This window comes from Ferdinandcohnia jepli, from assembly GCF_047246645.1.
Taxonomy (GTDB): domain Bacteria; phylum Bacillota; class Bacilli; order Bacillales; family Bacillaceae_L; genus Ferdinandcohnia.
Genome location: NZ_JBFOKR010000003.1, coordinates 80202 through 104084, shown reverse-complemented (window position 1 = coordinate 104084; position 23883 = coordinate 80202). Strand labels below are relative to the sequence as shown.

The 23883-nt window shown below is 36.8% G+C and carries 21 protein-coding genes; 5 read left to right on the top strand and 16 right to left on the bottom strand.

The genetic code is table 11. From position 1 onward, the window contains the following. The first annotated feature begins 103 nt into the window (after positions 1-103). Together glcD and AB3M96_RS04060 are read left to right on the top strand one after the other, a co-directional pair. Positions 104-1516, top strand: coding sequence for a glycolate oxidase subunit GlcD (gene glcD / locus AB3M96_RS04065; RefSeq protein WP_412966295.1), 1413 nt, complete (start codon positions 104-106; stop codon positions 1514-1516). Then, positions 1513-2835 (top strand): (Fe-S)-binding protein, encoded by a 1323-nt coding sequence (locus AB3M96_RS04060; protein WP_412966294.1) that lies wholly within the window; start codon positions 1513-1515, stop codon positions 2833-2835. Before glcD ends, AB3M96_RS04060 begins: the two co-directional genes overlap by 4 nt. Positions 2836-2923: 88 nt before the next feature. Here AB3M96_RS04060 and AB3M96_RS04055 read toward each other — a convergent pair whose 3' ends face one another. From AB3M96_RS04055 to AB3M96_RS03990, 14 genes are all read right to left on the bottom strand, one after another. Then, complete coding sequence (locus tag AB3M96_RS04055; RefSeq protein ID WP_412966293.1) at positions 2924-3430, bottom strand: GNAT family N-acetyltransferase; 507 nt, start codon at positions 3428-3430, stop codon at positions 2924-2926. Positions 3431-3466: 36 nt separating this feature from the next. Beyond that, positions 3467-3928 carry a hypothetical protein gene (locus AB3M96_RS04050; RefSeq protein ID WP_412966292.1) on the bottom strand — a complete coding sequence of 154 codons (462 nt, stop codon included), beginning with the start codon at positions 3926-3928 and terminating at the stop codon, positions 3467-3469. A 15-nt stretch (positions 3929-3943) separates the two neighbouring features. Next, on the bottom strand, positions 3944-4444 hold the full coding sequence (locus AB3M96_RS04045; protein WP_412966291.1) for a GNAT family N-acetyltransferase: 501 nt from the start codon (positions 4442-4444) through the stop codon (positions 3944-3946). Positions 4445-4455: 11 nt separating this feature from the next. Next, a complete protein-coding gene (locus AB3M96_RS04040) occupies positions 4456-5442 on the bottom strand; it encodes a helix-turn-helix transcriptional regulator (protein ID WP_412966290.1) in 987 nt (328 codons plus the stop codon). A gap of 325 nt (positions 5443-5767) precedes the next feature. After that, the gene (locus AB3M96_RS04035) at positions 5768-6331 is read right to left on the bottom strand and encodes a YdcF family protein (RefSeq protein WP_412966504.1); all 564 of its coding nucleotides are present in this window, start codon (positions 6329-6331) and stop codon (positions 5768-5770) included. Positions 6332-6467: 136 nt separating this feature from the next. Further along, positions 6468-9686: a UvrD-helicase domain-containing protein gene (locus AB3M96_RS04030; protein WP_412966289.1), complete on the bottom strand. Its 3219-nt coding sequence runs from the start codon at positions 9684-9686 to the stop codon at positions 6468-6470. After that, complete coding sequence (locus tag AB3M96_RS04025; RefSeq protein WP_412966288.1) at positions 9679-12666, bottom strand: PD-(D/E)XK nuclease family protein; 2988 nt, start codon at positions 12664-12666, stop codon at positions 9679-9681. The genes AB3M96_RS04030 and AB3M96_RS04025 overlap by 8 nt, the downstream gene beginning before the upstream one ends. 378 nt (positions 12667-13044) lie before the next feature. Continuing rightward, positions 13045-13734 (bottom strand): copper homeostasis protein CutC, encoded by a 690-nt coding sequence (locus AB3M96_RS04020; RefSeq protein WP_412966287.1) that lies wholly within the window; start codon positions 13732-13734, stop codon positions 13045-13047. A gap of 15 nt (positions 13735-13749) precedes the next feature. Further along, entirely contained in the window at positions 13750-14262 is a 513-nt protein-coding gene (locus AB3M96_RS04015) for a DUF1648 domain-containing protein (protein ID WP_412966286.1), read from the bottom strand. Between the two features lie 68 nt (positions 14263-14330). Next, a complete protein-coding gene (locus AB3M96_RS04010) occupies positions 14331-14819 on the bottom strand; it encodes a DUF4825 domain-containing protein (protein WP_412966285.1) in 489 nt (162 codons plus the stop codon). Positions 14820-14835: 16 nt separating this feature from the next. Next, positions 14836-15324, bottom strand: coding sequence for a hypothetical protein (locus AB3M96_RS04005; protein ID WP_412966284.1), 489 nt, complete (start codon positions 15322-15324; stop codon positions 14836-14838). A 54-nt stretch (positions 15325-15378) separates the two neighbouring features. Beyond that, positions 15379-16455, bottom strand: a complete 1077-nt coding sequence (locus tag AB3M96_RS04000; protein ID WP_412966283.1) for an ABC-2 transporter permease — start codon at positions 16453-16455, stop codon at positions 15379-15381. After that, the gene (locus AB3M96_RS03995) at positions 16445-17332 is read right to left on the bottom strand and encodes an ABC transporter ATP-binding protein (protein ID WP_412966282.1); all 888 of its coding nucleotides are present in this window, start codon (positions 17330-17332) and stop codon (positions 16445-16447) included. The genes AB3M96_RS04000 and AB3M96_RS03995 overlap by 11 nt, the downstream gene beginning before the upstream one ends. Continuing rightward, positions 17332-17721, bottom strand: a complete 390-nt coding sequence (locus tag AB3M96_RS03990; protein WP_412966281.1) for a GntR family transcriptional regulator — start codon at positions 17719-17721, stop codon at positions 17332-17334. Before AB3M96_RS03990 ends, AB3M96_RS03995 begins: the two co-directional genes overlap by 1 nt. A 310-nt stretch (positions 17722-18031) precedes the next feature. Here AB3M96_RS03990 and AB3M96_RS03985 point away from each other — a divergent pair, with 310 nt between their 5' ends. Then, entirely contained in the window at positions 18032-19264 is a 1233-nt protein-coding gene (locus tag AB3M96_RS03985) for an aminopeptidase (protein WP_412966280.1), read from the top strand. Between the two features lie 66 nt (positions 19265-19330). Here AB3M96_RS03985 and abc-f read toward each other — a convergent pair whose 3' ends face one another. Together abc-f and AB3M96_RS03975 are read right to left on the bottom strand one after the other, a co-directional pair. Beyond that, positions 19331-21019: a ribosomal protection-like ABC-F family protein gene (abc-f, locus tag AB3M96_RS03980; protein WP_412966279.1), complete on the bottom strand. Its 1689-nt coding sequence runs from the start codon at positions 21017-21019 to the stop codon at positions 19331-19333. A 344-nt stretch (positions 21020-21363) separates the two neighbouring features. Beyond that, on the bottom strand, positions 21364-22413 hold the full coding sequence (locus tag AB3M96_RS03975; protein WP_412966278.1) for a GGDEF domain-containing protein: 1050 nt from the start codon (positions 22411-22413) through the stop codon (positions 21364-21366). A 107-nt stretch (positions 22414-22520) separates the two neighbouring features. Between AB3M96_RS03975 and AB3M96_RS03970 the strand changes: the two genes are divergently transcribed. Further along, positions 22521-23447: a CobW family GTP-binding protein gene (locus AB3M96_RS03970; protein WP_412966277.1), complete on the top strand. Its 927-nt coding sequence runs from the start codon at positions 22521-22523 to the stop codon at positions 23445-23447. A 114-nt stretch (positions 23448-23561) separates the two neighbouring features. Further along, positions 23562-23756, top strand: coding sequence for an alpha/beta-type small acid-soluble spore protein (locus AB3M96_RS03965; RefSeq protein ID WP_412966276.1), 195 nt, complete (start codon positions 23562-23564; stop codon positions 23754-23756). Positions 23757-23883: the final 127 nt, after the last annotated feature.

Here is a 23883-nt window from a genome sequence, read left to right as displayed (position 1 = left end):
AGCGGATTTATCCGCTTTTTTTTATACTTTAAGAAAGTGATTAACTTTATTAATGGATAGATGTTTTTAAAGCGTATTTATAGAAAAATAAGGGGTGGAAGATATGATTCCTTCACAAGCAAAGCAAGCTTTTTTGAATATTGTAGGTTCGGAAAACTATGATGATTCAAAGGCTGGAAGACTTGTTTATTCATATGACGCAACACCACAATTTCAATCAATGCCTGATGCAGTAATTGCGCCTCGTACCAAAGAAGAGATTGCTAGTATCGTAAAGATTTGTAATGAGTATAAGATTCCAATTGTTCCCCGTGGCTCTGGTACAAATTTATGTGCAGGTACTTGCCCAACTGAGGGTGGCATTGTTCTTTTATTTAAGCATTTGAATCGCATTCTTGAAATTGATGAAGAAAACCTAACTGTAACTGTACAACCGGGTGTCATCACGCTTGATATGACCAAAGCAGTTGAGGCAAAGGGGTTATTTTATCCACCAGATCCTAGCTCGATGAAAATTTCTACACTTGGTGGCAACATTAATGAAAATTCTGGTGGTTTGCGTGGGTTAAAATATGGTGTAACCCGTGACTATGTTATGGCATTAGAGGTTGTTTTAGCAAATGGTGAAATTATCAAAACTGGTGGCAAACTAGCTAAAGACGTGGCTGGATATGATTTAACGAGATTGTTTGTAGGTTCTGAGGGAACACTCGGAATCATTACAGAAGCTACTCTTAAATTAATTCCCATGCCTGAAACGAAGAAAACGATTCTAGCACTCTATCAAGATCTTGAGGCAGCTGCGAAGACCGTTTCAAAGATCATCGCTCAAAAAATCATTCCGACTACACTTGAGTTTCTGGATCAACCGACGCTTGAAGCAGTAGAAGCATTTGCTCAAATAGGTTTACCTACAGATGTAAAAGCGATTTTACTGATTGAACAAGATGGTCCTGAAGAAGTTGTAAGAAAAGATATTGAACAGATTGTGGAGATATGTAAATCAGAGCATGCAGTCTCAGTAAAAGCTGCGGAATCTGAAGAAGAAGCAGAAGCACTTCGTACTGCAAGACGAGCTGCTTTATCAGCACTTGCAAGACTCAAACCAACAACTATTCTAGAGGATGCGACCGTTCCCCGCTCTGAAATTGCGAAAATGGTTAAAGCGATTGAGGAGATTGCAGAAAAGTATAACCTTCGTATTTGTACATTTGGTCATGCTGGAGATGGGAACCTTCATCCAACATGCTTAACAGATGTGCGAAATCATGATGAAATTGAACGTGTTGAAAAAGCTTTTGAAGAAATTTTCGCAAAAGCAATAGAGTTGGGTGGAACGATTACAGGTGAACATGGAGTTGGGGTTATGAAAGCGCCTTACCTTGAAATGAAGTTAGGTACAGCCGGAATCGCTGCCATGCAGGCAATCAAAACCGGACTTGATCCAAATAACATTATGAATCCTGGTAAGGTATTCGCTAAGGATTCCAGAAAACGTGTGGTGGTTTCAAAATGACAACTCTGAAGGAACAGCAACAAATCCAAGAAGAATTCAAAGCACGTATGGATGAAAATGAATTATTAAATTGCATGCGTTGTGGATTTTGCCTCCCAACCTGTCCTACCTATATAGAATCAGGATTTCAAGAGTCCCACTCTCCACGCGGTCGAATCGCATTAATGAAAGCAGTCGTTGATGGATTAATAGAACCAGACGAGGATTTTGAAAAGTCTCTTAATATGTGTTTAGGTTGTCGTGCATGTGAACCCGTATGTCCTTCCGGAGTTAATTATGGACATCTGTTGGAAGAAGCAAGAGACATCGTAAATCAAAACAAAAAACATTCATTACAAGCAAGAGTCGTTAGGAAGACCGTATTTTCAGGACTTTTCCCTTATCAAAATCGGATGCGCACGTTAACAGGAGTCCTTGGAGTGTATCAGCGTTCAGGAATGCAAAAAATTGTCCAAAAATCTGGGATGATGAAGCTATTTCCTGATAGTCTTGCAACAATGGAAAGAGTACTTCCTTCCGTTCCCACTGTGAAGGAAATGAAAAATCGTCCAGAGCATCTAAAACCAATCGGCGTCCAAAAGAAGAAGGTTGCCTTTTTCTCAGGATGTTTGATGGATACAATGTTCATGAAGACTAATGATGCGACAATGAAACTACTTCAACTTGCAGGCTGTGAAATTGTCATTCCAAAAGAGCAGGCATGTTGTGGTGCCCTTCATGGCCATAGCGGTGAAAAAAATCAAGCTAGGGAACTAGCGAAACGAAATATAACTGCCTTTGAAGAAATAGATGCTGATTATATTATTACCAATGCAGGTGGCTGTGGTGCGTTTCTCATTGATTACGACCACCTACTTAAAGATGACCCTGCTTGGTCTGAACGAGCAAAATCATTTGCGAAAAAGCTAAAAGATATATCAGGTGTTTTAGTAGAATTAGAGTTCCATAAAAAAGAGCTTTCTCTACCTAAACAAGTTATTACCTATCAAGACTCCTGTCATTTACGTAATGTAATGAAAACAGCAGCAGAACCTAGAACACTACTACAAGCCATCAAAGGCGCAACCTATCACGAAATGAAAAATGCAGATAGTTGCTGTGGGTCTGCAGGAATATATAATATTGTGGAATCTGAAATGTCTATGAAGATACTAGATTCAAAAATGATCAACGTCAAAGAAACAGAAGCAAAAACAATTGTAACCGCAAATCCAGGTTGTCTTTTACAAATGAAACTGGGAATTGAGCGTGAAGGTCTTTCTGATAAAATGCGTGCGGTTCACATTGTAGACTTATTGTTAGAGGCAATAGAGGGTTAAATGGAGGATGTGGCTTGAGGTTTCAAGCCACTTTTTTATAGTTGGACACATAGGGAATTAATGAGTCAAATATCCAGAAACCATGCAATTAATAAGTTTTCGTATTATACACAACCTGTGCAATCTGCTTTTCACCATTCTTCTCAAACACCTTATACAACTGCATTCCCATTTTCTCGGCCACTTTCTGTGAAGGAACATTACGAAGAGTTGTGTATGTAAAAATTTTAGGATACTTCAAAACCTCAAATGCGTAATTTTTACACGCTATAGCAGCCTCTGTTGCATACCCTTTATTCCAATATTGTTTATTAATATGAAAACCAATCTCCGGTACTATCTCATTTTCAATCGTCTGCATGGTGATGCCACAGTCTCCAATGAATGTATCTCCCTCTTTTAATATGACTGCCCATAAGCCGTGGTTATATTTTTTATAATTGTCCATATTCCACTGAATCCAACTCTTCACCTTCTCTTGGCTGAAGGCTTGAGGGTAAAATTGCATAGACTCAGGATCTGAGAGAACTTTTGATAGCTCCTGTAAATCATCCATTTCCAATTCTCTTAAATACAGTCTTTCGGTCTCAATCATTAATAAACACACCCTATTACGTAAAGTAGCGTCAATCTATTTGATCAACGCTCCATTTGTATGTCTGTCTCTTGTTATATATTTATAAAACAACCCAATTATCAATCGTGCAAAAGGTGTTGTAATAGGAAGTAATAGTACAGCATAAATTCCTCCCCAAACCAAAGTACCTTCCACATTTATTGTGTCCATTCCATCTCTTACGATAGCTTCACCTGAAATAGCCCCAATTGTACCACTATATAGAGTAACGAAAAATGCACAGCCGAAACTTATAAGCCATAGCTTTTTATTGGGAACTTCCTTTTGAATATGAAAGTATCTTCCTAATACTGCAAAGGTTAAAACAAATGGTACTACTGCTGCTACATATAACCAAGCTTCACCAAAAAAAGAAGTTACTCCACCAGCTGCTGTTTGACCAATTGCCATAAATAGAAATGCAGTACCTAACGCAATAATCATTCCGAAAAGGATTCCTTTGAATATATTACTCACCACTAACTCACCTTCTTATGAATAATCTTCAGTACCAACTACCCTACTTCTTCGTTCCAATAAAACCGTATCACGCCATACTCCATTCAATTTTCCAATCCGTTCGCGTCTACCAACTTCTCGAAAGCCATGCTTTAAATGTAGTTTGATACTTGGGACATTTTCTGGAAAGATACCTGATTGTAAGGTCCAAATTCCCTTTTGTTCACTATGTTCAATTAAGGCTTGTAATAAGGTACTTCCAATCCCCTGTCCAGAGTTATCTTGACTAACATATACACTTACTTCTGCAACTCCCGCATAAACACAACGACTTGAAACGGGACTTAATGCAGCCCAACCTATAACAGCTTCATTTTTTCTAGCAACAAGGCGACATTCTTTCAAATGCCCATTGTCCCATTCTTCCCAGGTCGGAGCTTCTTTTTGGAAGGTAGCATTTCCAGTTGCAATTCCTTCTAAGTAAATTTTTCTTACCTGCTCCCAATCTTCCACGACCATATTATGAATGAACATATTTCCACCTACTAGCGATAAATATCTACCATCTTCTCAATCTCTTTTTTCAACTCATCAACAATTGATGTTGGTGCTAATACCTTTGCTTGACTCCCCCATGTGAGAATCCATTTTAGTAATCCTTCACTTACCTTTGCCTTTGTAGTTAGAACAAAATGTGAATCATCCACAGGTTTTATGTCTGCATCAAGGCCAAACCGGTCAATGACAACATTAATTAAGTCATTGTGAAACTCAATTTTAAGCCACTGTTCTTCTCCAGCATACATATGAAAGGAACGACCCACATATTCGCTGCTGTTAAACTCCTTCTTTTTGAAACGAGTTTCAAGTACTTCAACATTTCTCATCCGGTCTAATCGATAGTGGCGGAATTGATTGTATTTTACGTACTCTCCAATTAAGTAATAGAAATCGTTTTGCCAAATTAAAGCGTATGGACGCACCTCATAACGCTCACCCTCACGATTAAAAACGAACTCCTTACTTACATTATATTTCCCATATTGAAAAGTGATAGGCATTTGCTGTGAAATAGCAGTATGAATCTGGTCAATATGAACTTTAATAAGCTTATAATCGATATTAATAGATTGCTGATAGATCATCGGATCAGGAAGTGTTTTGGCAATGTAGGTGCTCGTAAGCTTTTTAAGCTTTGTAATCAGCTGCTTTTTTTCTTCTTCCGTGATAAAACGTGCAGACAACACGGCGTCTGTGAGTAATCGGATTTGATAGGTTTCAAACAAGCGCGCTTGGTGGCTATACAGTATTTTTCCTTGTGTGCCGGTATTTTCATTTATTTCAAAGTTAGCTAGATTTAATGCTTCAAAGTCCCGCTTGATTGCTCGATGGTCAACCTTATAGTCGGTACCAAATGCAAGCTTTAGTTTATCCATAATCTCGCTTATACCAAGCTCGTGGTTTTCATCTGTTTCTGTTAATAGAATGTCGCGCAGCATTAATAAGCGCTGACCATTTGATATACCTGTCAAAAAAGACCCTCCTATACAACGAATAATAGTAGTATGCTTATTAAAACTATCTTTTTATAAGACTCATTTCTAAAAGATTGATTCTGTCTGCTTATAAAATTTAGTGCTTACCACAATGGATGGTGATTTCCGCTCCTGGCACTCGCTTTCCGCGGGCGGACCGTGAGCCTCCTCGTCGCTACGCTCCTGCGGGGTCTCACCTGGCCACGCTTTTCCCGCAGGAGTCTCGTGCCATGCGCTCCAATCACCCCTGTAGAACTTATTCATCCAGCAAATATCTCTACTGATAACCTTTTAAAAGCAACAAAGTTTACTAAAACAGTTTTTAGAATAACCTCTGTAAATAATACTTCGTAACTGATAGATACTCCCGGATATAGGCTTTGACCAGGGTAATCTTTGGAGTCCTGGCTGGTAACCCTTCTACTTGTAAATCTGCATCCTTTGCAATTTGGAGTGCACGGTAGAGGTGATAATCATTTGTGACTACAATACCTGTCTCAGCATCATCTGGTATGTATTGCTTTGAAAAATCAATATTTTCATATGTACTGGTTGATTCGTCTTCTAAGAAGATTCTCGATTCAGAAATTCCCTTGTTTACTAATTCCCTTCTCATGGCTTCGGCTTCGGTTATGTCTTCTCCTGGACCTTGGCCACCTGATGCTATAATAATCGTATTCTCATTTTCCTTTGCATACTCTGCAGCAGCATCAATTCGATATTGCAATGATAATGAGGGGATTTCACCATTTACCTTAGCACCTAGAATAATGATATAGTCTGCATTAACAGGAGGTTCAACTTTCGTATAGCTAGTAATTTTATAATGAATAGTCCCTACATAAACTAAACCACATACAACTAATATACCAAGCATGATAAACATCCTTCTCTTTTTACTTTTCCTCAACCTCTAACACCCCTTTGCCATTATTCTATCATTATTACAAATGGAGAAAATAGGAAAAATAAGTATAAACAAGAAAATCCCTACATGAATTGCTTGTAGGGATCATCATTACCTATACTTCAACAATTTGGTTTGGTGTAACAAAATAGAGCTGCTTTTCAGTCACGGTTTCACCTGTCATTCTTTCCCAAATAACTTGATACATCCCTATTTGGTCTTTGTAGTAATTTGTTAGTTCAGGTAAATAGGAAATATCCTTAGGTCGGTCTGTTTTATAATCAACAATTTTCCAGGCGCCATTGATTTTATAAACGAGATCGATAACACCACTTACAAAAATTGTTTCAGATTTGTCATCGGATTTTTTTACAAGCTTATACAACGAGTCATGACTTTCAACCTTTAGGGTAAAAGGAACCTCTGTCAGCACTTGTTCCGCTTGTTTGATTTCTTGCCATACTTCAGATTGCTGGAACGTAGTAACTGCTTGCGCAATTTCTTCAACACGTTCTAATGAAATCTCATGCTTTTGTAATGAGCTTACAATTACTTCCTCAGTTTCTTCACCTTTGACAACTTTCTCAAACACTTCATGAACGACAGTTCCCCACGTTAGTCCTCCCCCTTCTTCCCGTTCGATACCAAGGGTGAAAATATCCTGTTTTTCTTCGGTAGGGGTGACTTTAGAGTAAGAAGGTACCCTACGATCATCAATCCATTCAAGAAGCTGCTGTGTTTCTTTTTGGTACTCCGTTAGGGTCAGGGGTTCGCTTGTCACTTCTATTGGAGTTTCTTCCATTTCAGGAATCACAAGTTCCTCAAGCTCAGGTAGGCCCTCTAAAAGTAGATTCCACGGGTTCTTACTATTTTTCTTAGCGCTCGCACAAGTACTAATAATCATTGCTTTTTCAGCACGAGTTGCCGCAACATATAAGATTCTGATTTCTTCTTCAAGCAAATATTCTGCTTCAATTTCCTTATAATGCTCCCAATTTAGTGGTTGTGCAACCGGTTTCGATGACGGGCCTTGTTTCTTTGAAAACATAAAGTATCCTGTTGAACGCTCTTCCTCACGTTTTATATGAGAGGAAATATAATTACTGATATCAGGCTTTTTCCCCGGATGAGCTAAAAATACGATACCTGCTTCTAACCCCTTTGCTTTATGAACGTTCATAATTCGCACAGCATTATTATCTTCTTCAAGGTTAATAACTTTTGTTTTCGCCTCAATTTGTTCTTTAATATAGTCGATAGATTGGCTATAAGTAGTAACTCCGCTTTCTTCTTTTGCACGTAATGCTTCTAAAATTTGTCGAAGGTTTGTAATCTCTCTACTTCCATAATGGCTCATTAGGAATAAAGGATACAGCCCAATATCTTCAATCACTTTTTCAATTGCAACTACAGGAGACAGGCTAGTTTTCCATTTCGTATATAAACGCAATTTTGCAAGGGCATCCTGAAAATGGATTTTCGTGCTTTCTTGAAGATTGTCTGGTACTTCTGCATAAATTGAAAATGCTCCACCTGCTTGTCTCCACTGGTAAAGCTCTTCATCACTAATTCCAAACCACACACTACGAAGTGAGGCAACAAATGCAACTTGATCGGTGGTATCAGTAAGAGCTGTCAATAATCGTAACAAATCCTGAAATACAGGCAGGTTTCCAATCACCATCTCACCACTTACACTTACAGGTATCCCTCTTGCTTCAAGCACCTTTGCATATACGTCAATTCCATCATTATATCTAGTTAAAATCATAAACTCTTTTGGCATATGTCCCTGTTTAAGCTTTGCCAGTATATAAGCAGCAATACTTTCAGCATCTTTCTGAACGATTTGAGCTTTATTTGAAGAAAACTCTTCAGGTATCACAAGCTTTTTAATTCCAGTAAACGTTGAACCATCATCCTCTTTATACGAATGCAATGGGCGGTAAGCTGCTTGATACACCGTCTCTTTTTCCGGCAAATGATTAATAAAAACATCATTAAGTTGAGTTGTTATGGTATCCAATGTCCTGAAATTCATTGTTAACTGAAGTACATCACCACCATGTGCCTCAATTAACTCCTTCACCAGGTTATAGATATCAATATCTGCCCTACGGAAACGATAGATTGCTTGCTTTGGATCACCTACAACGAATAAGGAGCCTGGAAGTGGTACGCAGTTTGTCCAATTTGTTTCGTTCGTATTTTCACCAGTTAGATAAAACATAATTTCAGCCTGAATCGGATCTGTATCTTGAAACTCATCCACAAGCAATCGTTTGTATTTGTTTTGGAAATACAAACGAACCTCAGAGTTATCCTTTAAAAGTGCAGCAGTTTTCATTAAGAGATCCTGAAAGTTCAATAAAGAACGTTCTTGCTTTAATTTTTCATATTCAGTAAAGGCGCCCTTAAAAAAGTCAATAATATATGGATGACAATATTCCTTCCACTGTGCAAGCAATGGCTGAATTCGGTCTTCATGAAACTGTTTCATTCTTGCTTGGTAATCCTTTGCATCTTCCTTGGATGTCCATTTGTACTGTGTAATCCCAAAACTTTTCTTTTTAGCAAACAATTCAAATACCTCAATGATGACCTGGTCACCCTTAGGGCGATAACGATGTAATCTCAGCGCTTCTTTTATTGCTTTTTGCATATCATCCGGACCCTTTGGTGGGTCTTCAGGTATACAGCGACTTGCTTCTTTCAGTAAGGCAATGAAGCTATGATATGTTTCTTCTAGATTTGGTTTTTCAACATAATTCTTTGCCCATTGTACGTCTGGGTAATTTTTCATAAAGCAAAAACGTTTCTTTAGCTCAGCTTCATCAAGAACAAGATCTTTAAAAAACCTTAATTTCTGAGAATTTTCATCTTGTAGTTTTTGTATATAGATAAACCATGCATCTTCTGCCAGTTGATTATCTTTGTCTTCTTCCAACTCAGAAAAATTCACATCTAGGCCAGCTTCAACAGGACGTTCTCTCAGCAAGCGAGCACAAAAGGAATGAACCGTTCCTAAAAAGCATTGTTCGATATTTTGTAAAGCTTGTTCAAGCAGGCTCTTTTTAATTGAGTCTGTTTCTTTTTTATATGTTTCTTCCAGCTTCGAAAGAAAACGCGTCTTCAACTCATCTGCTGCTTTTCGGGTAAATGTTATGGCAACAATCTCTTCTACTTTAGCAGTGCCAGTATAGATTAAATTTACCATCCGCTCGACTAGGCTTGTTGTCTTTCCAGAGCCTGCGCCCGCTTCGACTAAGAAGTTTTTATTCAAGACCTCTTTAATTTTATCCCTGGCTTGCTGATCTACAATTGGTTTAGTCATAGGCTCGTACCCCCAAAAAGCTTTTTATTCCATGGGCTGTTTGATCCTGATGCTTTGTTTCGAAAATTTCTTTGTCATAGGTTGAACGTCTGCAAATTGTTTTAAAGTCACAGAACTTGCAATCCATCTCATCATCAGTCATTGTAAAATGACCATGTTCAACTATCGTAAGAATCTTGTCCAATATGTCTTTTCCATTTGTTCTTGTAATCTCTTCTTGATCACGTTCAAATCGCTTTCCAATTCCCTTACGAGTAGGAAAGAAATACGTACTCTTCTTAACAGTTCCTTCTTCTAAATTAAGATGACTTTCAATTGCAAGCGTATAAAGGAGATGTTGAAGCTGCCTTCCTCCCTTAAAAAACTCCTTCGTTTCATAGCCCCAGCTACTACCCGTTTTATAATCAATAATATGAAAGGATCCGTCAGGCAGTTGATCAACGCGATCTATAATTCCTCTTACATTGATCTTTCCAGTTGGAAGTTCAATGACTGCCGGTGAATCTTGTCCAAAAGAGTATTCAAAATACAACGGTTCACCAAGTTCACTGTTTTCCTCTTCAATTCGCAAGAAAGTCTCACAGGATTCAATAATTTCTTCAAACTCGACTTCAAACACTCTCTGATTAGGCGGTGGTACAATAGACTTTATGTTCTCAATTTGGTTCTTGGCTAATGATAGTAATAAGTCAAAGTGCCTTTGATAAGATGGCTTCTCTCCTTTAGCCTTAATCACTTTGTAAAATTTTTCAAAGATTTCGTGTAAAAGTGTCCCTCTTGTTTTTGCATCTAGCCATTTACCTGGATCATAGGTTACATCCTCAATTACCTTTATTCTCAACACATTTTCAAGGAAATAAGAATATGGACATTTTGCAATTGCTTCAAGCTTTCCGGCAGATATTGAAATCTCAGAATTTCTTCTAGGGTCAAACTGAGTTGTATCACTTTCAATTTTTCCTTCAAAGACGGTAAAAGCAGGATCTCGTCTCATTTCCTCTGCCAGCAATCCTCGTTCAACATTGGTAAAGCGATTTAAAAGTTGCTCATCAAGTTGATGAACGGAAGTACTCATAAGTTTCTTCGACCACCAGTCCCCTGACTCGAGTGTCATATCTTCCGTTGCAACTGGTATTTCCTCCTGCAGCTGTTTGAAATCTGCTGCATGTTGTCCTGATTGAATACGATAGCATTGTAAAAATAAGTATGCTGGTGTTATTGCTCGGTTTTCATTCATATCAAATTTACAGTAACTTACTGTTATTTGTTTTGAAGCTGCTGATGCAAATAATTGAAGCATCAAATACAGATTACGCTTTGATTTCTCTTTTTCAAGAGGCAGCTGCTTCCCTAGTTTTTTACGTTCTATGTCGAGCAAAAGTGGATCTTCCTGGGCATTACCAGGAAAACGTTGGTTATCAAGGCCAACAATAAAGATATGTTCGCGATTGATATATAAACCGTTTTTATATGTTGAGATATGAAGATGACCCGGCTTGGGTCTAGATTGACCAACATTACTTGTTAATAAGTTCTCCTGTATTTTTTGAAATGCTTCAGACAATAAAACTTCTTCATTTGCATATGGAAGAAGCTCATCTATTTTTTCGAGCATAACCTCTTTTGCTGCCTGGTCATATGCAGAACTTACCTTACCAAAGCTACTTAGCATATGCCGAATTGCCTTTAGTTGTTCTGCATAAATGAGCATTCCATCCGGATACACAGTTGGCATATGTTTAAATATTGAAGTAAACCACTTCAACAACCAGGTGAATTCTTGGCTCTTTTTTTGGAAGTACGCCTGTCGTTCAGGTTCAAGCTCGTCCTGGGCTTTTTCTTCATACTTCTCTATCTGGTCTTGTAACTGAGAAATATATCGTTCAGGACTCCAGCCAATACTTGCTTCACGAAGCAAACCTGCCCATTTTGTCTTTGATGGCGCCCCCTCGCCCGTGTCCATTACATTTTCTTGAAGAAGTGTAATAAAGGCTTGTACACTATAGGAATCTTTCATCCAATTAAGTAGTCCAGTAACGAACTTTCCAGGTCGTGTATAGATGAGTGGAATACCTTCGCCAAACGTAACTGGTATGGTAAGCTTCTCTGATAGATGGTACATTGATGAAACATACTGAGAAGAAGCTGTATAAAAAACAGCTGCCTCATCAAACCTAATTCCACTTTGCTTAATGCGTGTTAGCATCTCTTTCAATTCGGTTTCTTCTGTTTGGGCTGAGAAGAGTGAAAGATTGGTTACTTTTGTTGGAGCCTTTTCCACTTCGTATAAATAACTCAAGGTAGTTTCGCCATGAAACACAACATTCGATAACTCTGAATTTGAGGGAACCTCAATTCCAACTACCTTTTCGAGCGGGAGTTGGTAATAATCCGCTGTTACAATACTTTTTAGAAAATCCTCTTGAAGAGCTGATAATGTTAAATTGCTTTGTAAAATAAAGACCTTTCCTAAAGAGCTATATGTGCCAACAACCCGCTTGTACAACATGGCATCATCTATTACCTGGTGGTCCTCAAGTAACTGTTCGTAATGAGAAAGAATTCGAATCATATCTTTGCCTTTTTCCGATGTAACAAAGAACTCCTCTTTTAACGTCACACCTGTATAGCCAGCTAGTCGAAGTTTTTTAATCGTTTGATACATGCTAAAGCTTAAAGCTGGGGTTACTTCAACATCATTAAAATATTGTAAAACTTTGTTTGAATGTAAATTTGATAAAAGTGAATACATAAAATGAGAGCCTAATGAATCTGTTATAATATCCTTCTTGCGCTGAGTAAATGCCTCAACCGCTAAGTCACGAACTGTTTTCACCTTAAGATTAACCGCATGATTTCCCTCTGCAGCTAACTGAAATAGAATCTGCTCACCAATACTATACGAATCAACAATGAGTATCTTTTCCGTTAAAAAATGTGTCTTACAAATGTTTTGTAAATATGACAGTAACGATTTCACCGACTTCACACCCTTTGACATATATGAATTATGTGTACTGCTTGCGCAGATTTTTACATCTTGCTGTGTATTCTTTACTTGTAGTTTTAGTGTACCACATAAGGATTACATATTTTGGTATAGGTTAAACATAAGTGTGCTTATATAGCGTTATAGATAAAAAAGTGTTTTTATAAAAACAAAATCCCTAGGACATTTAGGTTCCCAGGGAAAAGTTGATAGAAATGAAGTTTTTTGTTTTGAAAGTCATGCTTTCATATTAGATAAATTAAATCCTATCGGCGTTATTGTGATTCTATAAGCGATAATTTAATTCTATAGTCGTATTTTTAATTCTATAAGCGTTAGCTTTTATAGCCAATTACTTTTAACAAATACCTACTCAATCTCCTTACGAATCTTCTCAATAATACTTCCATCAATAGATTCACTGAACTTACCATTAAAACGCACTGCAGATCCGAAGTGATATTCAGTAGCATTCAATTTTTCATGCACTACTCTAATATTGTTCAAAGAAAGACCTGAACCTGGCATTATTGTAGGTGATGGTTTTTCTTTTGACATCATGAGCATTTTTTGCAGGTTTTCTGCCCCGGCAAGTGCTGTTGGTTTTCCACCTGAAGTTAAAATTGTTTGCACAGAACCACTGTATTTCTGTAAAACACGATAAGATTCTATGATATCCCTAGATTCATCAATTGCCCGGTGAAACGTAATTTTCATATCACCTGCAGCTTCAATCACTTTCAATAACAACCCTTCATCGATATTACCGTTCTCATCTAAGGAACCGAAGACAATGCCTGCAGCATTTAGCTCTTTACAAGCTTGAATGTCCTCTAAAATAACTCTCTTATCTTCTTCAGAATACATAAATGAATATGCGTGAGGACGAATCATTACATGCACAGGGATTGAAACACTTTTAACAACTTCCTTTATAACTCCAAACGAGGGTGTCAAACCTCCTTCAGACATTGCTGTTACTAACTCTAAGCGATTTGCACCATGTTCTTCTGCGGTTCTAGCATCTTCTACATTTTGCACGATGATTTCAAGTAACATTTATTAATCCTTCTTTCACTTTTGAGGCTTCCGCACTTTAAACATACGGTACATATAATAACCAATTGTACCAAACATAGACACTAGCAAACCAGGAAGAAACCATATTCCAAGTCCAGCCTGCCCGTGTGCAACCTGGACTGTCTCCCATACACCAATTGCAAAAAAGAACGTTAAGAAAAAGGTTAACGTGGACAGCATTTTTCGTGATATTTGATACATATCTTTTGCATTTTCTTCAGTTATTTCAACAGGGTAATTAAATACCTGAGGAAATTTCTTAACGATAAATAACAATTTAAATAAAAATGCAGCTACAATAGGTAGAGCTAATACAGTTCCCTTACCGCCCCACCTGTCAGGTTCACCAAGCCCATTAAAATGAGCTGGAACTTTATCAGGGAGGTCTCCCCAGATTAAAATGACATAAAGAAACATTCCAAGCAACAAGAGAAATGAAAGAACATCCAGGATTTTTTCCGAGATTGTTTTCGGAGTGGATATTACATGACGCTTATCTTCAAACAAAACAAACACCACCCATTTAGTCGTATACTGAATATACGATTTAGGAGCAGTGTTAGTTTCAACTTCTTTTACTTTTCCTCAAAGAACTTGTCTATTGTACCTTCTTTTTCTAATGTCTCTCGTATAAATGAACTCAACTCATTTTCATTAGAATAACTGCTCAGGTCTTCACCGTACAGCTTTTCTATATCTTCCCTTGTTATCTTCTGGTCTTTATCTACCAGATCAAACGTTACCCAACTTGCATTTTCAACCAACGCAAAAATAAATGTAGCATTGTATATCATTGTTTCCTTAAAATTTTCAAAAGTCACATCTTCATCTTGATAGTTTAGGATCATACCGTACGGTTCTGCACCTGTTTCCAATTCCATTCCAAGATAATTTTCGCTTCCTGGTAAATTACTAACAATATTACCAACTGTACCCGCTTTACCAATATAGGGTGTTTTATATTGAAATATATCCTTTTCAACGGGAATGCTTTGTCTGCATCCGCTTATCAAAACTAGCATTGCCAGTAGGATAAGAGTAATAGGTTTCATACTTTTCTTCATCCCAATCCCTCCAAATTCATGAAAATATAGTTGCAAGTATTCGGTCCCATATAGTCTTTTCAAAATCCTTAATTGCTGTTAAATAAGGCAGATCTAGTATTTCAGTTTCACTTCCCCAGCTTAGTACAAGTGGGATTGAGTCTATAATCGTACCATCCTCTAAAATAATGGTTTCAATATATTCTTCTAATTTAGTGCGTTCTATAACTGCTTCTCCTGAACCTTCTTGTGAAACCTCAATCATTCCCTCAATTGAAGTACCAGGAATTCGATAGGCTACTGGCCCCGGATTCTCCTCATCATGATTACAAGTAATACGTAAAAGATCTGGAGGTGTATTTTCCACTTCACTATAATCTACATACTGTAATTCAGCATTCCATGTTGTTTCAGCCACTTCTACAGGCTTAAAAATAACAACCCCATACCAATTTAACTCTTCTTTATTACAAGCGGAAATTAATAACATGATGAGAAAAAAGGGTATTAATTTTAGTAGTTTCATTTTTCTCATCCCCCTAAAATACTAGCGTATTTCCATCTTCATTCAAAAATGAACCTATTTATTTCGGCCAAACTGGATTCTCATCCCCGCCAGTTTAGAAAGAATAAAGTATGCTACTATACTAAATCCTAATCCACCTAAATGATAGGATACTATACTCGGAGTCTCATCATAGCCATAGGAAGCTCCCCCTATAACCAATCCACCAAATAAGTAGAAACAGATAAACACACCTATTTTCAAATATGGAAGCAATCCTTGATACGCAAGAATTTTTCCGTTATTTTCACTTCGCATAGAATTAGACAATAAATTTATTAGATATAAAGATAAGACCGTTACAATGACTGGTATTATTAAAGCCAGAAGTTGCTCATAGAAAGTAGATTGATTCCACACATAAATCTCATTAATCCCATACTCAACTTCAAAGAGAAGGATTGGAAACGAAAAATACTCAAAGAATTTATCAAGATTTTGCAAACCGAAATTTTCCCTTATTAAAAATGAACCGGTTAATGCACGATAATGAAGAGAAATTCCATTGAACACTAGGTTATAGAAGCCGTATGGAAGTGCAAGAAAAATAATACTAAACGCAAACTGAGAAACAATACTTGCCCCGATTAAACCAAATAGTAAACTGAATGTGTACACACCGATTAACGTTACCAATGCTATTAGGTAATAATAACCAAGTGCACTAACTGGTAAATACTCATGGATCTCAGAACTTACTAATATAAAAATAGAAAGAAGCACACTTACAGTTAATGCTGCTGATAAATGAACCACACCGAATGCCCATTTTGCATAGAAGATATCTCTTCTTTTATAAGGCATCGACAACGTAAAGTCTAAGCTTTGATTGGTTCTTTCAAGCCCCACTAAAACAGATGCTAAAAGTATTAAGGCGATAATTTGAAAGAATGCTACTTCAAAGAAATTACCAAAATAAAAATGAAATGCCTCGGTTTTATTTCCCCACTCGTTCCAATGGTGTAGGGAATATTCTTGAACTTTTATAAAGTTATAAAACGCATATACAAAGTATAAGCATGCAGCCCATAATCCCCAAACGATAAATTTTGCCTGTTTATAATTTCGAAGCCAAAGAGCTTTAGTAAACAATGTCATCTCCTCCTAACGCTGAAACAAACATATCTTCAAGAGACATTGGTAATTCTTCTAAAAGTACCGGCTGGTACCGTTTTATCTTTAAGATGGTATCCTCTGTACTACCTTTTATCAGGATGGTTACAACCCTACCGACCTCGCTCACAATTTCTATATGTGGAAGTTGCTTAAGTTCTTCAGGTAAACCACCTTCCTTAAAAACTACTTGTATCTTTTTATAAAGTAATTTTGCATCTTCCATTGAGACGATTGACTCAACTTCTCCATCCTTCAACATAACGATCGTATCGGCAATTTTTTCAAGTTCATCTAAATGATGGCTAGAGATTAATAGAGAAAGCCCTGATTCTGCAACTTCTTCAATAAGAAATTGAAGGATCTTCCTTTTCACAATAGCATCTAATCCATTTGTTGGTTCATCCAGTATGATGAGTTTTGCTCTCGTCGAAATCGCTAGAATGATAAATAATAATGCCTTCATTCCCCTAGAAAATGTACGAATCTTTCTCTTTCCTGGTAAATTAAAACGTTCTAATAGCTGATAAAAATAAACTGAGTCGAAATTCTCATAGATTGCTTCGTATAACACTACTAGTTCTTTTACGCTATAACCGTTAAAGGTAGTAGTTGAATCAGGGACAAATACCATAGATGCTTTTACTTCTGGATGCTGGAAAATGCTCTGACCTTCAAACAAAACCTCACCCTCTTCAGGGTCCAGGATTCCAACTAAGCACCTTAACAAGGTTGTTTTCCCTACTCCATTTCGGCCAACTAGCCCAACAATTGATCCCTCGCCAATCGAGAAAGAGATGTCTCTTAGGATTGCAGCATTATCAATATATTTTGTAAGATTTGTAACCTTAAGCATCACTTTCCTTCCCCCCCTAGCTCTTCCATATAATCTTGAATCCAGTTCTGCAGTGTTTCTTTTGTAATTCCAAGGTAGGATGCTTCAACAATCAATAGCTTTAAAGATTGCTTAATAGACTCCATTTTCTCTTCATCCACCTTCATAGAAAATTGTTCTGATACGAATGTTCCCTTACCACGCCTTGTTTCAATAATTCCCTGGCGTTCAAGCTCTTGATATGCCTTACTAACTGTATTTGGGTTAACTAGTAAGGTTGATGAGAGTTCTCGAACACTTAATAATTTATCATTCGGTTGCAAAATGCCCTTTAGAATTAATTCTTTAATTTGATTAACTATTTGCTCCCAAATTGGTGTATTACTACGATCATCCAACTGAAAATACAAGTAAAACACCCCTTCCCTTGTGTAATCTTATATTGTATTAAGTGTATTATATAATGTAGTACACTTAATACAATAAATTATATGCTTGTAACTGTCAATTAGTTCCATGGATTTTCTGAAATAATCTCTCTGTTTTAAGTACTATCTTTTATGTAGCCGGATTACAAAGTTTGCAATGACAATTTTTCAAAACATATCCTATACTTTTAAAACAATTGAAAATTCACAGTATTATTGATTCGTGATAAACTAAGAAGGAATATTTTACATAAATCGTGTTTGTAAACACACGAAATAAAGGAGTATACATATGTCTAACTTCGAACAATTGCTTGAAAAATACGCTGACTTGGCTGTTCGAGTCGGTGTGAACGTACAAAAAGGACAGAACTTGAATATTAATGCACCTATATCTGCAGCACCATATGTGCGCAAAGTGGTTAAAAAGGCGTATGAAGCTGGTGCCCGCAATGTGTATATCGAGTGGAATGATGATGAAATTACACGTGCACGTTTTGAACTTGCACCAGACGAAGCTTTCCTTGATTACCCGATGTGGAAGGCAAAAGGAATGGAGGAGCTTGCTGAAGGCGGTGCTGCGTTTTTATCAATTGTTTCTTCAAATCCAGATTTGCTTAAAGGGATTGACCCTGAACGTATCGCAAATGCCAACAAAACAGCTGGTCAAGCTTTAACAACGTTCCGTAACTACTCACAGGCAGATAAGGTAAGCTGGTCTGTGATAGCTGTTCCATCTGAAAGCTGGGCTGAAAAAGTCTTCCCTACTCTTTCTCCAGAGGAACAGGTTGAAAAACTGTGGGAAGCCATTTTCCAGGCAACACGAGTGGATACTCCAGATCCTGTGGCAGCATGGAAAGAGCATAGTGCATCTTTACATACAAAGGTTGAATACCTTACTAACAAAAAATATAAGAAACTACACTATAAAGCTCCAGGTACTGATTTAGTTGTTGAGCTTCCTGAGGACCATGTATGGATTGGTGGTGGAAGTGAAAGTGAAAGAAATGTAGAATTTGTAGCTAACATGCCTACTGAGGAAGTATTTACAGTTCCTGCAAAAGAAGGAGTAAATGGCTACGTTGCAAGTACAAAGCCTCTTAACTATGGTGGAAGCTTGATTGAAAACTTTACTCTTACATTTGAAAATGGACGAATTGTAGATGTGAAGGCTGAAACTGGTGAAGATACGTTGAAGCGACTTATTGAAACGGATGAAGGCAGTCATTATCTTGGTGAAGTAGCACTTGTACCGCATAACTCACCAATTTCTCAATCAGATATCATTTTCTTCAACACTTTATTTGATGAAAATGCTTCAAATCACTTTGCAATCGGTAATGCATATGCGTTCTGTATTGAAGGTGGTAAAACGATGACAAGAGAAGAACTTGTTAAAAAAGGTGCTAACAACAGTATTACACATGTAGATTTCATGGTTGGTTCTGCCGACATGGACATTGACGGTATTACAGCAGATGGAACAGTAGAGCCTGTATTCCGAAAAGGTAGCTGGGCATTTTAATGTATTGGATTAGAAAGACCTCTGGTGATAAGCCAGAGGTCTTTCTTATAGCGTGTAAGGTACTATCTACCCTAACAACTCCCTTTTCCGCCGCATCTTTTCTATCAACTTTGCATCTAATTCTTGATAGGTAGGGCCTTCTTTAGCAAGTAGGGATAGTTGGCCAATCAATACACTAATTTCATTATCAAGTAAAAGTAGTTCTTCTTCCTTTTCAATAGCCGGTTTTTTTGGACCTTCATTTAGAAACTCCTGAGGAGACATTTCTACCCGATTAATCCTCTTGTTCTCAAATACCAATAGTTTTTCACAAATCTTTTGTAAGAAATAGGTATCGTGTGAAACAGCAAGGATGGTTCCTCTAAATTCTTGTAAAGTATTCTCTAATGTTTCCCTACTTTGTAAATCCAAATGATTCGTTGGTTCATCAAGTATAAGAACGTCCACTTCATCCACAAGCATTTTAACGAGTTTAATTCTAGTCCTTTCTCCAAGACTTAGAAAAGTAAGTGGTACATTCATTTTATCTTCTTTCAAGCCTATGTTTGCGAATAAAGTTCGTACCCGGCTTATTTCATCGCGGTCTGTTATATCCATATATTCAAGAGCCGTTTTATTTTTATCAAGGTCTGTGACATCCTGAGACAAATACCCAAGCTTTATTGAATTGCTTTTCCATAGTTCCCCCTCTGTAAGCTCTTCATCGCCTAGAATGATACGGAGTAAAGTTGTTTTTCCACAACCATTTTCACCTACTATACCGATCCTTTCTCCATGTTTAATATAGAAATGGCTGTTTTGAAATAGCGTTTTATCTGGATAACCCTTCCTGCAGTTTCTCGCTTCAATAACTCGCTTTCCTCGCTTTTGGCTATCTTGGAAATAAAATTGGAGGTCCTGTTGTTCTTTCGGCTTCTCTATTTTGTGTTTCTCCAGTTCATTCTCAAGTCTCTTCATTTTTGATTTAATTTGCTTATCCATCTTCTTCGCTTTTACGCGATAGAACTCTTTAAAACCTTCTTGTTTAGTTGATTGCCTATGAGCCTTGTCTGACCAATTTTGTAGAGTATTCATTTGCTGTTCTATTTTTTCTTTGTACTTCTGTTGTGTTGAATACTGGTGCAGTTGACTTTGATATCGTTTTTCTTTCTCAGCCTGATAAATCGAGTAGTTCCCCTTAAATCTTGTAGCTGCACCGTCTTCTATTTCAATGATTTGCTTAACCGTTTTGTCTAAAAAATAACGGTCATGCGATATAATGATAACACCACCTGAAAAGACCTCAAGCTGTTCAATAAGCCAATTTATCCCTTTAAAATCAAGGTGGTTTGTTGGTTCATCTAAGATAAGTAACTCCGGATTTCCAGACCAAATATGAGCTAAAGTGAGCTTTGTTCTCTCTCCTCCACTTAAGTGATAAACCTTTGAATTATCCCATTCCTGGACCTTTTTCAAACCAAGATTACTCGTTTTCTCTAGTAAATTTGAATCATAGGTCTCGTCTTGGCTATAAAAATATGAATCAGTAGATTGAACCAAATATCCAATACGTGTGTTTACATTATTCATTTCAATACTCCCGGAATCAACAGACAAGACGCCAGAGAGAATATTTGCAAGTGTTGTTTTCCCCGCTCCATTAGAACCTACAATCCCAATTCGGTCTCTTTTCCTAATATCCAAATCAATATTTTGTAAAATTACTCTGTCACCAAAACTCTTTTGTACGCCTCTTATTTTCATTATCGTTGTCATACTATCACCTTCCATACACCAAGTAATAAATTAATGGTCATATACGATGAGAATAATAATCCAATGAAAAAACCTCCCTAGTGTGTTTCCTAGAGAGGTTTGCGCGAGTAAAAAAAGACATACGTATTCTTGTTAGCGAATCAGATCAATTGTTACCTATCTGCTCCGTAATCAAAAAAGATCGTAGACATATAAAAGGGCGCACTAATCCTATTCTCTAGTTACACGTTTTTTCTTATTGAAAAATCGGGTAGAAAATAAGATTAGTTAATCATTGCCCCTTTACCATTCCCTTCGAATTTGTACTTCTAGTATATGTACAATAAAAATTAGTGTCAATACTATTACCTTATTAAGACTTTGTTCTTACCACTATCTTTTGCTTCATACAAAGCCTTATCAGCTCTGTCTAAAATCGAATGTATGACATCACCGGGTCTTCTTTCCGTAACACCGAAGCTCGACGTCACCGTAACGACTGTGTCGAAAGTGTAATTCTCTAACAAAGCTCGTATTTCTTCAGCAAGTAGAGCACCTTCATGAAGATTTTTATTTCTTGCTACAATAACAAATTCTTCTCCTCCCCATCTACCTAGGACTCCTTCATCCTTTAGGTGATCTCTAATGAGAGTTGAGAAATTCACTAATACTAAATCTCCTATATCATGACCGTATTGATCATTTATCTTTTTAAAATTATCAATATCAAACAAGATAACTGATAATTCATTTTTATTTCTTAATTCATGTTGAAGAAGTTCATGCATGTATCTCCTGTTGGGAAGGTTTGTTAGGAAATCAGTATTAGCTGCTTTCTCATGGGCATCAGCTTCAAGGAACACAACTTTAAGTTTTTGGAGAAAGTAAAGGGCAATAACATAAACGATATTTGAAAGGTGGAATTGAATTATAGGACTAAATACTAACCGATCAAAATCATTAAAAAACAAATCAAAACATGCTAGTAAAAAGGTTGTACCTAAAAATAGCAGCGAGATTGACAAGGCCTTTCTTCCGTTGAATGTAAAATAAATAAATATAAAGAACAGTGGTATCCAATCAAAAAACTCACCAAATGTGTAATAACCATCATTACCAAACTGATGCACGGTTGACCAAAACTTTAATAAGAATATTCCGCTCAGTAGCACCAGTGTTATGTATTCAAAAAACCTAAATTTATTAGGATTCATTTTTAACAGTAAAAGGAACAACGTAATTAACCAGACTAACAATATCGGCAATATATGTTGGTTAATATTCGTATCTGTATTAGTCATATCCTCAAGAATAATTGCAACAGAGGTTGCCAATATCAAAATAGGAAGCATCACTTTATACGTTTTTATTTTAAGCTTAGTAAATGCATTATCTACTGCGGAGAGTTGCTTCATAGTTATCCCTCTTTCCTATTAGGGAAAATCAGTTATAATGATATGTATTATACTTCTATTATAAACGATAATTGCTGTAGAAAAATACTAGAATTTAGGAGTTTTCCATGAAAAAGGTAGAAATTTTTATATTATCTGGATTTTTAGGTAGTGGCAAAACTACCCTGTTACAAAACATGTTAACTCAAGAAAAAGAAAAAAAACGTAAAATCGCAGTCATCATGAATGAACTAGGACAAGTTTCTATTGATTCAAATGCAGTTTCAGAAAACACACCCTTAAAAGAACTATTAAATGGTTGTGTATGCTGTACCATTCAAGGCCAATTTGAAGTTCAACTTCAAAGTTTGCTTCAGGATTATGAACTTGATGCAATCTACATTGAAACAACCGGCGTAGCACATCCTATCGAGGTGTTAGATGCATGTATGTCACCGCTTTTTGCCGAAAAACTTATCGTTCAATCAATCGTAACGACAATTGATGTTAACCGTTGGAAGGAAAGAAAGACGTTAAGTCCACAATTACAAATGTTACTACAAGAACAAGTTAATCACGCAGATGTATTGTTACTAAATAAAGTCGATCAGGTGTCAGAAGCTGAACAAGCACAAATTCTTTTTGAAATTCAAAATCTGAATAGTGATGCCAAATGTTTGTTAACTACCTATGCTAGTGTTACTGTTGATTACCTAAGGACAACTAAATCAATTGAACGAAAACCACATGAGCGAACTCACGTGGAATTAGATTTAAAACTTAAAACTTATGTACATACTTTTACCAAGCGTATAGATATTGATATATTTGAGGAATGGCTAAGGCAAATGCCAGATAGCATCTATCGAATTAAAGGTTATTTACGTTTTATTCATTCCAATCAAACATACATGTTTCAGTATTCTTATGGTACCCCGATTTATATGAAAGAACTAATGAATTACCCTGCAACATTAGTTTTTATTGGCGAGAAACTTGATCCCAAATGGATGAAGTCTGAGATGGAAAAAATTGAAGAAACCAGAGTAGATTAAACAACCTTTGACATCATTTCCCTTCGATCTAACGGAATGAAATTAATTAATTATGGAATGTTAAAGATGAGTAATCATTTTGATTGCTCAAATATACGTCGGGAGTGATGTATCATGGCAAGAAACAAACTATTGGTTCCAGGTGCTGAAAATGCTCTTGATCAAATGAAACAAGAAATCGCCAATGAGTTTGGTGTTCAGCTTGGTGCAGATACGACCGCACGCGCAAATGGTTCCGTCGGTGGCGAAATGACAAAGCGACTGATTCGTATGGCGGAACAACAACTAGGCAATGGAACACAGCAATAACATTTAAATTGGGGATCCTCTTAAGAGGGTCTCCTTTTATTAGTTAAAAAACACAGGTTGATTAAAAACAGCTGAAGTTACTGCTTTTGATTATATAAAAAAAGCCGATAACCTCTTCTATAAAGAA

Coding starts and splice junctions, on each gene's coding strand:
- AB3M96_RS04010 (WP_412966285.1), bottom strand. CDS start 14,819: ATGAAGAAAAGTATGAAACCTATTACTCTTATCCTACTGGCAATGCTA.
- AB3M96_RS04005 (WP_412966284.1), bottom strand. CDS start 15,324: ATGAAACTACTAAAATTAATACCCTTTTTTCTCATCATGTTATTAATT.
- AB3M96_RS03975 (WP_412966278.1), bottom strand. CDS start 22,413: ATGAAGCAACTCTCCGCAGTAGATAATGCATTTACTAAGCTTAAAATA.
- abc-f (WP_412966279.1), bottom strand. CDS start 21,019: ATGACAACGATAATGAAAATAAGAGGCGTACAAAAGAGTTTTGGTGAC.
- AB3M96_RS03970 (WP_412966277.1), top strand. CDS start 22,521: ATGAAAAAGGTAGAAATTTTTATATTATCTGGATTTTTAGGTAGTGGC.
- AB3M96_RS03995 (WP_412966282.1), bottom strand. CDS start 17,332: ATGCTTAAGGTTACAAATCTTACAAAATATATTGATAATGCTGCAATC.
- glcD (WP_412966295.1), top strand. CDS start 104: ATGATTCCTTCACAAGCAAAGCAAGCTTTTTTGAATATTGTAGGTTCG.
- AB3M96_RS03985 (WP_412966280.1), top strand. CDS start 18,032: ATGTCTAACTTCGAACAATTGCTTGAAAAATACGCTGACTTGGCTGTT.
- AB3M96_RS04035 (WP_412966504.1), bottom strand. CDS start 6,331: ATGTTTATCATGCTTGGTATATTAGTTGTATGTGGTTTAGTTTATGTA.
- AB3M96_RS03965 (WP_412966276.1), top strand. CDS start 23,562: ATGGCAAGAAACAAACTATTGGTTCCAGGTGCTGAAAATGCTCTTGAT.
- AB3M96_RS04045 (WP_412966291.1), bottom strand. CDS start 4,444: ATGTTCATTCATAATATGGTCGTGGAAGATTGGGAGCAGGTAAGAAAA.
- AB3M96_RS04060 (WP_412966294.1), top strand. CDS start 1,513: ATGACAACTCTGAAGGAACAGCAACAAATCCAAGAAGAATTCAAAGCA.
- AB3M96_RS04055 (WP_412966293.1), bottom strand. CDS start 3,430: ATGATTGAGACCGAAAGACTGTATTTAAGAGAATTGGAAATGGATGAT.
- AB3M96_RS04030 (WP_412966289.1), bottom strand. CDS start 9,686: ATGACTAAACCAATTGTAGATCAGCAAGCCAGGGATAAAATTAAAGAG.
- AB3M96_RS04020 (WP_412966287.1), bottom strand. CDS start 13,734: ATGTTACTTGAAATCATCGTGCAAAATGTAGAAGATGCTAGAACCGCA.